General features: G+C 61.6%; 12 protein-coding genes. 1 reads left to right on the top strand and 11 read right to left on the bottom strand.

The window, feature by feature from the left end; translation table 11 throughout:
• Window positions 1-37: 37 nt before the first annotated feature.
• Window positions 38-3,007, bottom strand: coding sequence for a bifunctional [glutamine synthetase] adenylyltransferase/[glutamine synthetase]-adenylyl-L-tyrosine phosphorylase (locus JZX89_RS27925; RefSeq protein ID WP_207136065.1), 2,970 nt, complete (start codon window positions 3,005-3,007; stop codon window positions 38-40).
• 321 nt (window positions 3,008-3,328) lie between these two features.
• On the opposite strand from JZX89_RS27925, the gene JZX89_RS27920 reads away from it, so the two are divergent.
• Window positions 3,329-4,192, top strand: a complete 864-nt coding sequence (locus JZX89_RS27920) for a MipA/OmpV family protein (protein ID WP_207136064.1) — start codon at window positions 3,329-3,331, stop codon at window positions 4,190-4,192.
• Between the two features lie 61 nt (window positions 4,193-4,253).
• On the opposite strand, the gene JZX89_RS27915 is transcribed toward JZX89_RS27920, so the two are convergent.
• The 10 genes from JZX89_RS27915 to JZX89_RS27870 form a co-directional block, all read right to left on the bottom strand.
• Window positions 4,254-5,663: a sensor histidine kinase gene (locus JZX89_RS27915; protein WP_207136063.1), complete on the bottom strand. Its 1,410-nt coding sequence runs from the start codon at window positions 5,661-5,663 to the stop codon at window positions 4,254-4,256.
• Between the two features lie 9 nt (window positions 5,664-5,672).
• A complete protein-coding gene (locus tag JZX89_RS27910) occupies window positions 5,673-6,431 on the bottom strand; it encodes a response regulator transcription factor (protein ID WP_149898914.1) in 759 nt (252 codons plus the stop codon).
• A 273-nt stretch (window positions 6,432-6,704) separates the two neighbouring features.
• Entirely contained in the window at window positions 6,705-8,258 is a 1,554-nt protein-coding gene (locus JZX89_RS27905) for a Do family serine endopeptidase (RefSeq protein ID WP_149898913.1), read from the bottom strand.
• Window positions 8,259-8,413: 155 nt separating this feature from the next.
• Complete coding sequence (locus tag JZX89_RS27900) at window positions 8,414-8,881, bottom strand: cytochrome c-type biogenesis protein (protein WP_207136062.1); 468 nt, start codon at window positions 8,879-8,881, stop codon at window positions 8,414-8,416.
• A 125-nt stretch (window positions 8,882-9,006) separates the two neighbouring features.
• A complete protein-coding gene (locus JZX89_RS27895) occupies window positions 9,007-10,998 on the bottom strand; it encodes a heme lyase CcmF/NrfE family subunit (protein WP_207136061.1) in 1,992 nt (663 codons plus the stop codon).
• Entirely contained in the window at window positions 10,995-11,507 is a 513-nt protein-coding gene (ccmE, locus tag JZX89_RS27890) for a cytochrome c maturation protein CcmE (RefSeq protein WP_207136060.1), read from the bottom strand. The genes JZX89_RS27895 and ccmE overlap by 4 nt, the downstream gene beginning before the upstream one ends.
• Entirely contained in the window at window positions 11,504-12,667 is a 1,164-nt protein-coding gene (gene ccmI, locus JZX89_RS27885; RefSeq protein ID WP_207136071.1) for a c-type cytochrome biogenesis protein CcmI, read from the bottom strand. The genes ccmE and ccmI overlap by 4 nt, the downstream gene beginning before the upstream one ends.
• Before the next feature lie 160 nt (window positions 12,668-12,827).
• Window positions 12,828-13,256: an RT0821/Lpp0805 family surface protein gene (locus JZX89_RS27880; protein WP_207136070.1), complete on the bottom strand. Its 429-nt coding sequence runs from the start codon at window positions 13,254-13,256 to the stop codon at window positions 12,828-12,830.
• A 105-nt stretch (window positions 13,257-13,361) separates the two neighbouring features.
• Complete coding sequence (locus tag JZX89_RS27875; RefSeq protein ID WP_149898908.1) at window positions 13,362-14,762, bottom strand: ATP-binding protein; 1,401 nt, start codon at window positions 14,760-14,762, stop codon at window positions 13,362-13,364.
• Entirely contained in the window at window positions 14,752-15,423 is a 672-nt protein-coding gene (locus JZX89_RS27870) for a response regulator transcription factor (RefSeq protein WP_149898907.1), read from the bottom strand. The genes JZX89_RS27875 and JZX89_RS27870 overlap by 11 nt, the downstream gene beginning before the upstream one ends.
• Between the last annotated feature and the right edge of the window lie 54 nt (window positions 15,424-15,477).

The raw sequence follows: 15,477 nt of genomic DNA, 5'->3' as shown, positions 1-15,477 counted from the left end.
CGGCAGGGCAGAGGGGGGTAAGCCACACCCACCAACCCTAACCACCATTCTTCACCGTCCCCACAAAGACCTTCCGCACCACCTTCGACAGCCGCTTCACCTCCCCCTCCAGCGTCGCAATGTCAGGGCAATCCCCCGCCCGGCAGACGAGGTCGATCAATCCGGCCGGCGCTTCCTTCGGATTAAACGCGCCGTCGATACACAGTCGCACGATCTGCGATATCTCGGTATAAAGCCCCATCGCCGCCATGCAGTCGTCGAACGCCTGCGGCTCCATCACGGGCGCGGCCAGCACCTGCAGCGCCTCAGCCGTGTTGCGGCCCGGTTCATGGGGGCCAAGGCCTTTTACGGGGCTGACCAGCGCCAGGTATTGGGTGATGAATTCCAGATCAACCAAACCGCCATTGATAAGCTTGAAGTCCCAGATGTTCTCCGGTGGCTTCTCCTGCTGGATGAGGTTTCGCATCTCCAGCACATCGGCCGAAACCTTGGCCACATCGCGTTTCTTTGACAGCACCGAAGCGATGATGCCGCTTGCATCTTCCATCAGCGAGGCTTCGCCGCAGATCAGCCGGGCGCGGGAAAGCGCCATGTGCTCCCAGGTCCAGGCTTCCTCGCGCTGGTATTTCTCGAAGGCGGAAATACGCGTCGCCACCGGCCCCTTGTTGCCGGAGGGGCGCAGTCGCATGTCCACCTCGTAAAGCACGCCTTCCGCCGTTGGCGCAGACAGTGCCGCGATCAGCCTTTGCGTGACGCGGGTGAAATACCGCACCACATCGAGCGGCTTTGCGCCGGTGGATTCATGGGCGGCATCGTCATAATCGTAAAGCAGGATGAGATCGACATCCGAACCGGCGGTGAGTTCGAAGGAACCGAGTTTGCCCATGCCCATAACGGCGACACGCCCGCCGGGATAAGATCCATGCGCCGCTTCCATCTCCGCCAGCACAGCATTCAGCGCTGCCTCTATCACCAGATCGGCAAGATGGGTGAAAGCGCGGGCGGCGACCTCGCCGCGGATCGCACCGGTCAAAAGCCGCACGCCGATCAGGAACCGCTGTTCGGCGGCGAAAATGCGCAGCCGGTCGAGAATATCCTCGTAATGGCGGGCATTGGAGAGGAAATTGCCCATACGATGGGCGAGATATTCGCGCGTCGGCACGTCGCTCATCAGCGCCGGGTCCAGCATACCGTCGAAGACATGCGGGCGGGCGGCGATGATTTCGGCAAGACGCGGGGCCGAAGACATGATCGTTACCAAGAGCGACAGAAGCGCCGGATTGTTGCCGAGCAGTGAAAACAGCTGGATGCCCGCCGGCAGGCCGGAAAGGAAATTGTCGAAGCGCAGCAGCGCCTCATCCGCCCGCTTGCTCTCGCCGAAGGCCCGTAGCAAATCCGGCGTCAACTCCGTCAGCCGCTCACGCGCCTCTACCGATTGCGTTGCCCGGTAGCGGCCATTGTGCCAGGTGCGGATGACGCGGGAAATATCCTCCGGCCGCTCGAAGCCCAGCGTGGAGAGCGTCTTTAACGTATCGGGATCGTCCTTCTGGCCGGTGAAGACCAGATTGCCGGCCTCGCCCGACAACTTCGTCTCCTGCTCGAACAGCGCCGAATAACGCCGCTCCACCAACCGCAGCACCTCTTCCAGCTTCTCGGAAAAGGCCTTGGTATCGGCAAAACCGAGCATGAAGGCGATGCGCTTCAATTCCGTTTCAGTGTCCGGCAGCACATGGGTCTGCTCGTCGCGCACCATCTGGATGCGATGCTCCACCTCACGCAGGAACCAATAGGCTTCCGTCAGGCTGTCACGCGTTTCGGCATCGATCCATTTCGCTTCCGTCAGCGCCGCCAGCGCCTCCTCCGTCGCGCGGACCCTGAGCGGCGGCATGCGGCCGCCTGCTATGAGCTGCTGCGTCTGGGCGAAGAACTCGATTTCGCGGATACCGCCGCGCCCGAGCTTGACATTATGGCCCTTCACCGCGATGGCGCCGTGGCCCTTATGCGCATGGATTTGCCGCTTGATGGAGTGGATATCGGCAATCGCCGCGTAATCGAGATATTTGCGGAAGATGAAGGGCGTCAGCTCACGCAGGAAGTTTTCACCCGCCTTGATGTCGCCCGCCACCGGCCGCGCCTTGATATAGGCGGCGCGTTCCCAGTTCTGGCCCCTGCCCTCGTAATAAAGCAGCGCCGCTTCCACGGGAATGGCGAGCGGCGTCGAGCCGGGGTCGGGCCGCAGCCTGAGATCGGTGCGGAAGACATAACCATCCGCCGTGCGCTCCTGCATGATACGCACAAGACGGCGCATCATGCGTCCGAAATTCTCTGTTGCATCATAGGGGTCGTCGATAATGCCAGCCGTTGGTTCGAAGAAGACGACCGCATCGATATCGGAAGAATAGTTGAGTTCGCGCGCGCCGAGCTTGCCCATGCCGAGAACGATCAGGCCGGAACCCTCGCTCGGCGCAGCGATATTCTTCAGTTTCAGCTTGCCGCTCTCATGGGCGGAAAGCAGCAGGTGATCAATGGCGGCGGAAAGCGATGCATCCGCCATCTCGCTCAGCCAGCGCGTCGTATCGCGGGCGGTGAAGATGCGTGCCAGATCGGCAAGGGCTGACACGAAGGAGAGCCGCCGCTTGGCTACTCTCAACCGCGACATCACCTCGTTTTCGACGGGGACGCCGCCCTCTTGTCCAGGCTTCCAGCAATCGCGCGCGTCACGGACGAGATCGGTCAGCAACGGTGTGAGCGGCTTCGAAATCGCCAGCGTCAGCAGCCCCTCATCCGCCGAGGCCATGTCGCGCAGATAGGGCGACAGGGTGAAAGCCGCAGCAATGAAATCTTTCAGCGGGCTTTCCTCCGCCAGCAACGCGGCCACCGCCGGCTCAACCTTGCCGATGTCCTTCAGCGTGGAAAGAACGGATTTCAGTTCCGTCTGCGTATAGGGGCGGATCACGCCCGGCAGAACCTCGCTCAGCCGCCTTTCGGCGTTTTGGGGTTTCGTCACCGTCTCTCTCCCTCTTGCCGCTTTCGCATCCGCACTCTTCTGCCTGCAGCTTTTTCAGGGACGGGCCGCTCCCCGCAAACCGTCCCGCCGCCGTCCTCTGCCGAAGCGTTTGGACGCATAGACTTGGCGTTGTAACAAATGCGAGGCGCTTTGCGATGAGGAAAACCGTTTTTGGCGATGTTTTCCAAGGCCGCGCCCCGGTTTTTCACTCGCAAGTGCAAGTCCCGGCACCACGTAATGTCTCCGCAATTGTGCCCACGTAGCGTCCTCCTCAACGAAACCCGACTCCCCGGTTTTCCAACGCTCGATGCTGCAACGGATATGATCATGAAACAATTTTTTACGGTGAAATGGCAAAAGAACCTGCGTGCGATGGCATTGTGCCTGACAGCGCTGCCCATGGCGCAGATCATCTCTACGCCCGCTTTTGCCGCCGATATCGGCAAATCGGACAGGCTCGCCGATCCGCAGGGCAATTTCGACAATGCCCGCTACAGCAACTCCAGCGACTGGAAGATCACACTCGGCGTGGGCGCGGCCTATGCCCCCAAATATGAAGGCTCCGACAAGCTGGAAGCCGGTGCCGTTCCGTTGGTCTCCGTGCAATATGGCGATACGCTGAGCATCGATTTCAGCGGCGCCACCGTCAATGTCCTGAACCAGAACGGTTTCCGACTGGGTATCAAGGGCGGCTGGGAAGCCGGACGCAAGGAGAAAGACGACAAGAAGAACCTGCGTGGGATGGGCGACATCAAGGCGGGCGGCGTGGTCGGCGGCGTCATCGCTTATGGCATCGACCCCTTCGAAATCTACGCGAAGGTCGACAAGACCATTGGCGGCAGCGAAGGCCTGACGGCCACGGTCGGCGCCAGCGTCTCGCACAAGGTCGACCAGTTCATCCTCGGCGCAGACCTCTCCGCCACCTGGGCGGATGACAACCACATGAAATCCTATTTCGGCGTCACCTCGGCCCAATCCGCCCGCTCCGGCCTGCGCCGTTATGACGCCAAAGCCGGCTTCAAGCGCATCGACGCCAGCGCCTCGGTCTCTTACATGATGACGGAAAACTGGACGATCTCCGGCACCGGCGGCGTCGGTTTCCTCCTGGGCGACGCCAAGGACAGCCCGGTGGTGAAGAAGGACATACAGCCATTTGCGATGGTGGGCGTGGCCTATACGTTTTAAGGCTTATCTGAACCGTTCGGCGGGGATACCCTTCCCCGCCAGATACGCTTGTTGACGATCCTCAGCGGCTATTGCCGGGAAACACCATCGAAACCGTCAGTCCCGGGCAGGCCGCATTCGACGCATCGGTGTCCGACAGCAGCAGCGAACCGCCATGCAGTTCCATCACCGCCTCTACCAGAGAGAGACCAAGGCCGGTGCCGGGTTTGGAGCGGCTTTCATCCAGCCGCACGAAACGTTTCAGCACCTCACCGCGCTTGTCGGCGGGAATGCCGGGGCCGCTATCGGCCACGGACAGCACGATTGCGTCTTCTTCTCTCGCCAGACGGACGACGAGCTTTTTGTCGCCTTCGCCTTCGCAGGCATATTTCATGGCGTTGTCGATGAGGTTCGATAGGGCCTGGCCGATCAGTTCGCGGTTGCCCTGCACCGAAAGTCCGGGCGCTATCTGGGTTTCCAGCACAAGGCCGGCATCTTCGGCCACCGGCTCGTAAAGCTCGGCGCTGTCTGCGGCGATTGCCGAGACGTCCACATCGGTCATTTCGGCGGCGATCGAACCAGCCTCGACGCGGGAGATCATCAACAGCGCGTTGAAGGTGCGGATGAGCTGGTCCGATTCGGCGATAATGCCCTCGAGTGCTGAGCGCCGTTTGGTTTCATCATCGTCGTCCAATGCTGCGGCAGCCTTGTTGCGCAGCCGGGTCAGCGGTGTCTTCAGGTCGTGGGCGATATTGTCGGAGACCTGCCGCAAGCCTTCGTTCAGTTTTTCGATGCGGCCGAGCATGGCATTGAGCGAGCCGGACAGCCGGTCGAACTCATCTCCCGAGCGGCCCTGCGGCAGGCGCTGGGAAAGATCGCCGGCCATGATCTTCTTGGTCGCCGCCGACATGCGGTCGATGCGTTTCAGCGCATTGCGGCCGATGCCGAACCAGATGAGCAGCGCGCCGCCGCTCATGATCGCAAGCGCCACCATCAGCGCATTGCGCACCAGCGCCCGGAACTTGGTCGGCTCGCCAAGATCGCGGCCGATCAGGATGCGCAGACCATTGTCCAGCAGGAATATATTGGCGGTGGCGAGATGCTGCACGCTGTCGCCGCTTTCGGAATAACGCTCGTAACGGAAGGGGAAGCCAGTCCAGCCTTCCTTGTCGAAGATGCCGGGCTGCACGGAGGCAACGTTGCCGGCGAGGATTTCGCCGTTCGGCCCGGCAATGACGTAAAGGCTCGCGCCCGGCTGGCGGGCGCGGCGCTCCATCATCCGCAGCAGCGGATTGATGCCGCCACGATTATAGATACGCTGCACATCCGAGACTTCCTGCAAAACGGCATCACGCGTCTGCTGGTTCAGCAGCTTTTCGGAAAGGGCGGTGACGTAAAACACGAGAAAGGCGGCGCAGAGCGCGAATAAAAGGATATAGAGCGCCGAGAGGCGCACCGCGGTCGACCGGAACAATATTCTGAGGCGGGCCATTTTCGGCAATCAGCCCTCGTCCTTCATCATGTAACCGGCACCGCGAATGGTCTTCAGCAGCGGCTTTTCGAAGTCCTTCTCAATCTTTGAGCGCAGGCGCGAGACATGTACGTCGATCACATTGGTCTGCGGGTCGAAATGATAGTCCCAGACATTTTCCAGAAGCATGGTGCGGGTCACCACCTGACCGGCATTTTTCATCAGATATTCCAGCAAGCGGAATTCGCGCGGCTGCAGCAGGATTTCCTTACCTCCGCGACGCACATCATGCGACAGGCGGTCGAGTTCGAGATCACCGACCCGGTAGACCATATCCTGCTCGGGCTTGCCCTTGCGGCGGCCAAGCACCTCGATGCGGGCGAGCAATTCGGAAAAGGCATAGGGCTTCGGCAGATAGTCATCGCCGCCGGCGCGCAGGCCCGTCACGCGGTCATCCACCTGTCCCAGCGCGGAAAGGATAAGAACCGGCGTCTCGATGCCGCGGCGGCGCAGCTCGCTGATGACGGAAAGCCCATCACGGCGCGGCAACATGCGGTCGATCACCATCACGTCGTAAGAATTTTCGCAGCCCATGAACAGGCCGCTCTCACCGTCGCTCGCGTGATCGGCGACGATCCCGGCTTCGCGGAACGCCTTGGTCATATAAGCCGCAGCCTCGAGGTCGTCTTCAATGACAAGAATCTTCATGTGCGGGACAATAGCGCCCTCGCCCTTTTCCGCACAACCGGAAAGAGATGCGACAGACATTTCCTGGGCCTTGTTTTCCATGAGGTTTCCTCCGCGATGCTGCTTGGACCGGCGTTGCGGGTCCTTTCTTCTCCCCGTCGGGGAGAAGGTGGCCCGAAGGGTCGGATGAGGGGGGCAAGCGTGCAGTCTATCGCTGCCCTTGCCCCCCTCATCCCGCTGCCGCGACCTTCTCCCCCTCGGGGAGAAGAAACAAGCGGCACTCGCTCACTCCATATGCTTTGTCTCGTCCTTGAGACGAAACATAATCAGTGGCCATGCCGGCTCCCTGAGGAACCGACATCGCCTTTCTATTTATCAACCCTGGTCGATATCCAGAGCGATGAAGCGGCTGCCGTCGTCCGTCTGGATCTGGAACAGCGCTTTGGAGCGTCCGTCCTTCTTGGCCTGTTCGAGGATCTTCTCGATATCGGCGGCGGAAGCGACCTGCTGGTTGTTGACGGAGGTGATCTTCTCACCCGTCTTCAGGCCGCGGGCAGCGGCGTCGCTGTCGGGATCGACATCGGTGATGGCAAGGCCGTTGCCGTCATCGGCGGGCGAAACCGTGAGACCGAGGCTGGAGAGCACCTTCTCGCTGGAGGACTGGCTGCCCTTGTCGTCGTTCTGGGCAGGCGTCGCCTTGGAAGCGTCGTCGCTGGCGAGATCGCCGAGCGTCACGGTTACCGACTGCGATTTGCCACCGCGCCAGAGCGAGATTTCAACCTTGGCATTGGGGGCCATGCCACCGATGCGGCGCGACAGGTCGCGGGCATCCTTGACCGGCTCGCCATTAACGGCGGTGATGATGTCGCCCTGCTTGATGCCGGCCTTGTCGCCCGGCGAACCGGACTGCGGCGAGACAACGAGCGCACCGCTTGCTTCGGAAAGACCGAGCGATTCAGCGATATCCTTGCTGACGGGCTGGATCTGCACGCCGAGCCAGCCGCGTTCAACCTTGCCGTCCTTCTGCAGGTCGGCGATCACGTCCTTGGCCACCGATGCGGGGATGGCGAAGGCGATGCCGACATTGCCGCCGGAGGGCGAGAAGATGGCGGTGTTGATGCCGACCACTTCACCGTTGAGGTTGAAGGCGGGGCCACCCGAGTTACCACGGTTCACAGCAGCGTCGATCTGCAAGTAGTCATCATAGGGGCCGGAGCCGATATCGCGGCCGCGGGCGGAAATGATGCCCGACGTCACCGTGCCGCCGAGACCGAAGGGGTTACCGACGGCGACGACCCAGTCACCGACTCGGATCTTGGTGTCATCGGCAAATTTCACATAGGTGAACTTGCGGTTCACATCGACCTTCAGCAGCGCCAGATCGGTGCGCGGATCACGGCCGACGAGCTTGGCATCGAGTTCGGTGCCGTCATTCATCACGATCGTATAGGCGGAGCCGTCATCGACAACGTGGTTGTTGGTGACGACATAACCGTCTTCGGAGATGAAGAAGCCGGAGCCTTGCGCGACCGGACGCAGCGGGCCCTTGCCGTCACGGTGGCGATTCGGACCACGGTCGGAACGATCCTGGTTAGGGCCGCCGAATTCTTTGAAGAAGCGCTTCAGCGGATGGTCGTCCGGCAGCTGGTCGAGACCACGGCCGCCGAAATTGAAGGAGAAATTGCTGGAATCATCAGAAGCGGGCTGCACGTTCGACTGGACGCGAACGGAGACGACGGCGGGCGAAACCGCATCAACAACATTGGCAAAGCTCGGAACCTGCGGCGCAGTCACTTCGACGGGTGCTGCAAACGAATGGGCGATCGGTGCGGCGATGCCGGTGGACAGCATCAGCGCGGCAAGACCGCCGACGGTCGTGGCCTTCAGGGCCGTTTTCAGCGAGAAACGTCCGTTTTGAGAGTGAGACATTGGTACCTTCTTTCTTCATTCAGACTGGAGCCCGTTTGACCGGGGGAGAAGCGGTGGATGATGAAGATATAGGAGGCAACACCTTACGGCGAAGTGTCTGACGAATGAAAAATCCGTAATGTTGAAAAAGAACCGGGGACCGATATGGAAACCGGTTATTTTTCAATGAGATTACGGATTCTCTCTTCTTCGTCCGCGCTCAGTTTTTGCGGCCGCTCCTGCGTTGCCCGGCGGCGGGAGAAGACGAAGACAGCGAAAATGCCGACAAGGGTAAGACCGATGGGTGCCCCCCACAAAAGCACGGTGCGCAGGCTGAGGCGAGGCTTCAGCAACACGAACTCGCCATAACGCGACACGACATAATCGATCACGGCATTGTCGCTATCGCCCTGAACCAGGCGCTCGCGCACCAGAACGCGCAAATCGCGCGCCAGTTCGGCGTTGCTGTCATCAATCGACTGGTTCTGGCAGACCATGCAACGCAGCTGCGAGGTCAGGTTCCGGGCGCGCTGTTCCAGCGCGGGGTCTTTCAGCACCTCGTCGGGGTTGAAGGCGAAGGCCGGCGAGGCTGTAGCGAAGATGAGGGTTAGAAGCAGCCCGAGCGCCACCAAACACTCCCTCATTCCTGTGCCCGTCACAGGAATCCAGCCAGCCCAAGTCCTTGGGCTGAAAAGGCTCTCCCGCCGCGCAGACGCGCGTCGGCTGGATTCCTGTGACAAGCACAGGAATGAGGGTAGCAAGGCCACACTCATTCCGCCGCCTCCGGCATCGCAGCCCGTACTGGCTTCGCCTTGCGATTTGGTGCCCCCACCCTCAAGCGTCTGTCGGAGAGCGAGATGAAACCACCCACCATCATGAACAGGGTGCCGCCCCAGATGCACAGGATGAAGGGTTTCCACCAGATGCGCACCACCATGCCGCCATCGGCCATCGGGTCGCCCAGCGAGACATAGAGCTGGCTGAGGCCGAAAGTCAGAATACCGGCTTCCGTCGTCGGCATGCGCCGCGCGGTATAGAGCCGCTTGGATGACCAGACGTCGCCCACCTCGACCCCCGCCTTGCGCACGGTGAAATGGCCGCGATCCTCGGTGAAGTTGGGGCCAACGGCGTGGCGGATACCATCAAAGGTGAGGCTGTAGCCGCCCGCTTCCGCCACCATGCCCTGTTTCATTTCCAGCACGGTTTCGGTCTCATAGGTGGTGACGATGACAATGCCGAGCACGGTGATGCCGACGCCCATATGCGCCAGCGCGGTGCCGAAGGCAGAGCGCGGCAGGCCCTTCAGACGGCGGAATGCAATGCCGAAGGCCAGCTTGCCGAAATTGGCGCGATACCAGAGATCGGCAAACGCACCGAAAATCAGCCAGAAACCGGCGGCGATGCCGAGCGCCGCCAGCACCGGACCGCCATTTTCCACGTACCAGAGCGCCAGCCCGGCAAGGGCTGCAATGGCGGCGACCACATAAAGCCGCTGGAATGCGCCAAGAAGATCGCCGCGCTTCCACGCCAGCATCGGCCCGAAGGGCGTGACGATCAGGATCGGGATCATCAGCAGGCCGAAGGTGAGGTTGAAGAAGGGTGCACCGACCGAGATTTTTTCGCCCGTCAGCGTTTCCAGGATGAGCGGATAAAGCGTGCCGATCAGCACCGTGGCGGTCGAGACCGTGAGAATGAGATTGTTGAGGACGAGTGCCCCTTCGCGCGAGATCGGCGCAAACAGTCCGCCCACCTTCAGCGACGGCGCGCGCCAGGCAAAGAGCGCGAAAGCCCCACCGATGAAGATGGTCAGAATGCCGAGGATGAAGATGCCGCGGCTCGGATCGGTGGCGAAGGCATGCACTGAGGTCAAGACGCCGGAGCGAACGAGGAAGGTGCCGAGCAGCGACAGTGAAAACGTCATGATCGCCAGAAGCACGGTCCATATCTTCAGCGCCTCGCGCTTTTCCATGACGAGCGCCGAATGGAGAAGTGCTGTTCCGGCCAGCCACGGCATGAAGGAGGCGTTTTCCACCGGATCCCAGAACCACCAGCCGCCCCAGCCGAGTTCATAATAGGCCCAGTAGGAACCCATGGAGATGCCGGCGGTCAGGAAAGTCCAGGCGGCGAGCGTCCACGGCCTTACCCAGCGCGCCCAGGCGGCGTCGATGCGGCCTTCCAGCAAGGCGGCGACCGCGAAGGAAAAGCAGACGGAAAAGCCGACATAACCGAGATAGAGCAGCGGCGGATGGATGGCGAGGCCAAAATCCTGAAGGATCGGGTTCAGGTCCTGCCCCTCGGCCGGCACCGGTGACAGACGCAGGAACGGATTGGAGGTGAGCAGGATGAACAACAGGAAAGCGACGGAAATCCAGGCCTGTACGGCGAGAACATTGGCTTTGAGCGTTTCCGGCAGGTTGCGGCCGAAGGCAGCGACAAGCGCACTGAAAAACACCAGAATGAGCAGCCACAGCAGCATGGAGCCTTCGTGGTTGCCCCAGACGCCGGTCAGCTTATAGAGCATGGGCATCAGCGAATGGGAGTTTTCCCAGACGTTGCGCACGGAGAAATCCGAGACGGCGTAAGCCCGTGTCAGTGCCGCGAAGGAAAGACCCACCAGCAGGAACATCATGACGGAGCCGAGCGAGGCGACATCCATCAGTGCCCGGTCGTTGCGGCGCGCGCCTATCACCGGCAACGTTGAGACGATGAGCCCCACACCAAGCGCCAGAACCAGAACATAGTGGCCGATCTCGTTGATCATTTCGTTGCTCCGGTTTTGTCAGTGGAGACGGCACCGGCTGATGGCGTTGCGGCGGAGGGCTCGTCGCCCTCTCCACCGTGTTGCCACAGGCCCTTGTCCTTCAGCCGGTCGGCCACTTCCTTCGGCATGTAATTCTCGTCGTGCTTGGCCAGCACGCTGTCGGCCACGAAGCCATGGGTGGCGACATCAAATACGCCTTCGGTCACCACGCCCTGTCCTTCACGGAAAAGATCTGGAAGAATGCCGGTGTAGCTGACAGGCACATTGGCCTCGCCATCCGTAACAGTGAAGCTCACCGTGCGGCCCTCGCCGCGCTTGACCGAACCTTCCGCCACCAGACCGCCGAGGCGGATGCGGGTACCGGGATTAACCGGCGTCTTTTCCAGATCGGCCGGCATGTAAAAATAGGCGATGGACTGGCCGAAGGCGAACATGACGAGCAACACCGCCGCGACAATGAAGCTCGTGCCGCCGCTGATGATCGCCAGACGTTTCTGTTTGCGGGTCATTGCGTCACTCCCTGCGGCGCGGCATCCTGTTGCCCGTTGGTGCGGATCGGCCCGGCTGAAACGCCCAGTTCCTTCGCCAGTGCAAGGAGCTGCCTGCCCTGCTCACCCTCCGGCGGGAAGGCCTGCAGGCCGGCCCTCAAGGCTTCACCGGCCTTGGCCTCATTCTTCAGCACCGAATAAGCGCGCACGAGCCGCATCCAGCCTTCGAAATCGGCCGGGTTTTCCTTCAGCTTGGAATCGAGGCTCGCCACCATACCCTCGATCATCGCCTGCCGGTCGGTGGCCGTCATGTCATTGGCAGCCGCCATATCCTGCGCGGTCGGGCCAGGCGCGGCTGGGGCCGCCTCGCCGCCGGTGCGGGTAATATGTTCGCGAACCAGCGACAGCCAGGGCGCGCCGGCCGGCGCATCGGCCTCCAGCGCCGCAAAAGCCGCACGTGCCTCGTCGGCCTTGCCCGCCTGTTCCAGCGACAGCGCCAGATAGAAGCGCGCGCGCGGATTACCGGGGCTCAACTGCTCGGCCTCGGCAAACGCATCGCGCGCCGCTTCGATGACGATGCCGTCATTGCCGGCCACCAGCGTTTCGCCAAGTCCCGTCAGCCGTTCGGCGCTTGGTCCCAGAAGACGCAGCGCATTGCGATAGGCAAGCTCTGCATCGCCAAGCCGCAGGGTCTTGAAATAGATCGGGGCCAGAATATCCCAGCCGGCGCCGTCATCCGGGTTCTGCGCCAGATGCCGTTCCGCCCGGGCGACCAGCAGGTTCATGTCATTGCCGGGTTTTTCAAGACGTGCCTCTAGCGGCATGTCCGGCACTTCCGGACTGCCGTTCCAGATGTAAAGACAGAGACCGAGGGCGGGCAGAAGAACGGTAATCAGGCTGGCGGCAAGATTGTGCCGCAGCGGCCGGGTTTCTTTTACCACTTCCTGTTCCGAATCGGCGGCGGCAAGCAGGCGGCGACCGATTTCAGCGCGCGCATAATCCGCTTCGGTTTCACCGATCAGGCCCGCAGCGCGCTCACGGTCCAACTCGGCAAGCTGGTCGCGGTAAACGGCAACCTCACCGTCGCGGCGCGTCTCAGGCACCTCGGTCTTCCGCATCAGCGGGTACATCAGGACGATGGCGACAGCCGCCGTCAATATCGCAACGACAATCCAGAACATAAGGCTCAATTACTCGAATGCGCGGCACATGGAAACATGAAGCGTGGGGATGACGTGAATTTGAGACATCACGCCGCACCAAAAGCCCTGTTTCGGCTGTTCCGCCGTGCCTCTTCTTGTCATCGCCAGAGGTCGGTGACCTTGATTTACGTCAAACTCGTCAGGTCAAAGGCGACCAGCTGCCATCGCCATTGCGGCAGGCCGCGCCGCGCACCTTGATTTCGCGTCCATCCACGGTGAGGCTATGCGAATATTGCCGGCAGTTCTGATTGCCGACCTGATAGGGCGCATTGGCAACCACCTGCCCCTTGGCGTCATCGCCGTTCCACACGACTGGGGTTCCGACAGGCGCCGTTTCCAGCGCCTTGTATTCCGCCTCAAGCGCCTTGGTCTGGTCGCCCCTGTCGAGCTGCACGCCGCTTCGCCCGACGATGCCGCCTTCAAGATTGGCGAGGAACGGTGTTGCGGGCCGTACGGAGCCGCCAAACAGGCCACCGCCCGCCGAGCGGGTGCCCGTGGTGGTGCAGGCGCTCAGCATCGATACGCACAGGATCGAGAGAAATACCGGGCGTGACACCAGCGAACGCATCGTCACGGAGCGACAGCCATCATACACGTCAACCAAACCCTGTCCTCTTTCCTGCCGCATTGCACCTAATATGGTGCCATTGAATTTCTTGCCTTTTTTCTTGCCTCACGCAAGCTCTTTCGAAAGGCCCGGCAAAATCAGATCGGCTTTCAGCCCGCCGATCGCGCTGCGCGACAGCGAAAAGCGGCCATGGTACTCAGACACCACTTCGGAAACGATGGAAAGTCCCAGTCCCGTTCCCGGACGGCTCTCGTCCAGCCGCCTGCCGCGCTTCATCGCCTCGCTGATCTGTCCCGGCTCCAGCCCCGGCCCATCATCTTCCACCGTCAGTTCCACCCACGAACGGCGGCCAATTTCGGCGTCGGAGGAAGGGTGTGTGCCGGTGGCAAGCGTGACGACCACACGGGTCTCGGCAAAACGCGCGGCATTTTCCAGAAGGTTGCCGACAACCTCCTCCAGATCCTGCTGCTCCATGCCCAGCACCGCGCCGGGTTGCTCGAAATTCAGCACGAACTGCTTTTCGGGGTTCAGGCGGCGCATCACACGCACCAGCCGTTCCAGCGCCGGTTCGGCCTCCACGCGGGCAAGGATGGAGCCGCGCTGGGCGGCGATGCGGGCGCGGGAAAGATAGGACTGCACCTGCGCCTGCATGGCGTCGGCCTGCGCGCGCACCAGATCGCCATGTTGCGGCTCCAGCGTGCGGGCCTCGTTCAGAAGCACGGCGATCGGCGTTTTCAATGAATGCGCGAGATTGCCGACCTGCATGCGGGCGCGCTCCACCAGCCGCCGGTTGCTGTCGATCAGCGCATTGACTTCATTCGCCAGCGGCTGGATTTCACGCGGGAATTCGCCCTCGAGGCTCTCCGCCTCCCCGCCCCGGATCTTGCCGAGCGCGACACGGGCCTGATCGAGCGGCCGCAGACTGTAGAGAATGGCAAGGCCGTTGACGACGAGACTGCCGACGCCGAAAACGGCCAGCGCCAGATAAAGACTGTTGGAGAAATCACGAACATCGTCTTCCACGACATTCAGATTGCCGGAGACGCGAAACCGCGCCGCACGGCCCTCACCGTCAAGCACCACTTCCGTTTCCGCCACGCGTACCTTGTTACCCGCCTCATCGGTGACGGCATAAAAGCGCTCGTATCTGTTGTCGAAGGGTGCGTCGATAATGCTCGGCACCGGCAGCGTCGACACGCCGAGCGAGGAAGAAACCAGCGGCGCGGTCTGGAAATTGCCAAGTGGCTCCACCACCCAGTACCAGCCGGTATCGGGCTGCGAAAACCGGAGATCGCCGAGCTGCGGGCTGCCGGCCAGCGTATTTTCGTTGGAAATCGTCACGGAATTGATGACGTTATAAAGCTGCGCCCGCAGAAGGTCGGTGAAGCTGCGCTCCACGCCCTGCCGGTAAAGCGTCGAAATGACGACGGCGATCACCACCAGCGCCAGCGCCGACCAGGCGGAGGCAAGCAGCAGAACGCGGGCCGTGAGAGAGCTATTTCGCATCGGCCGGGGCTTGCATCCGGTAACCGAGACCACGGATCGTCTCGATCAGATCGACCCCGAGCTTTTTGCGCAAACGCCCGACAAACACCTCGATCGTGTTGGAATCCCGGTCGAAATCCTGATCGTACATATGTTCGACCAGCTCCGTGCGCGAGACGACCTCGCCCATGTGATGCATGAGATAGGATAAGAGACGGAACTCGTGTGAGGTGAGCTTCAGCGTCACCCCGTTGACGGTCGCCTTGGAGGATTTGGTATCGAGCTTGACCGGACCGCAGGTGAGTTCCGAGGACGCGTGGCCGGCGGCGCGGCGGATGAGCGCACGCACGCGGGCAAGCACTTCTTCCACATGGAAAGGCTTGGTGACGTAATCGTCGGCACCGGCATCGATGCCCGCCACCTTGTCGCTCCAGCGGTCGCGGGCGGTGAGGATCAGGACGGGCATGGCCTTGCCGGCGGCGCGCCATTTTTCAACGACGGTGATGCCATCCAGCTGCGGCAGGCCGATATCGAGAACGATGGCGTCATAGGGTTCGGTATCGCCGAGATAATGCCCTTCCTCGCCGTCAAATGCCTGATCGACAACATAACCGGCCTCTTTCAGCGCATCGGTCAACTGACGATTGAGATTGGCATCATCCTCAACAACGAGAATACGCATTATCAGCCCTTTCCTGTGTCCCGGCCCGCCTGCGTTCCGGTCATGCTAAGTGTC

The organism is Agrobacterium burrii (genome assembly GCF_017313405.1).
GTDB lineage: Bacteria > Pseudomonadota > Alphaproteobacteria > Rhizobiales > Rhizobiaceae > Agrobacterium > Agrobacterium burrii.
Note: the sequence above shows the minus strand (reverse complement) of the source record. Positions and strands in the feature narration are given on the sequence as shown.

Bases quoted from the DNA above. Each gene is read 5' to 3' on its own strand.
- JZX89_RS27880 (WP_207136070.1), bottom strand. From the start codon at position 13,256: ATGCGTTCGCTGGTGTCACGCCCGGTATTTCTCTCGATCCTGTGCGTA.
- JZX89_RS27905 (WP_149898913.1), bottom strand. From the start codon at position 8,258: ATGTCTCACTCTCAAAACGGACGTTTCTCGCTGAAAACGGCCCTGAAG.
- JZX89_RS27870 (WP_149898907.1), bottom strand. From the start codon at position 15,423: ATGCGTATTCTCGTTGTTGAGGATGATGCCAATCTCAATCGTCAGTTG.
- ccmE (WP_207136060.1), bottom strand. From the start codon at position 11,507: ATGACCCGCAAACAGAAACGTCTGGCGATCATCAGCGGCGGCACGAGC.
- JZX89_RS27895 (WP_207136061.1), bottom strand. From the start codon at position 10,998: ATGATCAACGAGATCGGCCACTATGTTCTGGTTCTGGCGCTTGGTGTG.
- JZX89_RS27915 (WP_207136063.1), bottom strand. From the start codon at position 5,663: ATGGCCCGCCTCAGAATATTGTTCCGGTCGACCGCGGTGCGCCTCTCG.
- JZX89_RS27920 (WP_207136064.1), top strand. From the start codon at position 3,329: ATGATCATGAAACAATTTTTTACGGTGAAATGGCAAAAGAACCTGCGT.
- ccmI (WP_207136071.1), bottom strand. From the start codon at position 12,667: ATGTTCTGGATTGTCGTTGCGATATTGACGGCGGCTGTCGCCATCGTC.
- JZX89_RS27875 (WP_149898908.1), bottom strand. From the start codon at position 14,762: ATGCGAAATAGCTCTCTCACGGCCCGCGTTCTGCTGCTTGCCTCCGCC.
- JZX89_RS27910 (WP_149898914.1), bottom strand. From the start codon at position 6,431: ATGGAAAACAAGGCCCAGGAAATGTCTGTCGCATCTCTTTCCGGTTGT.
- JZX89_RS27900 (WP_207136062.1), bottom strand. From the start codon at position 8,881: ATGAGGGAGTGTTTGGTGGCGCTCGGGCTGCTTCTAACCCTCATCTTC.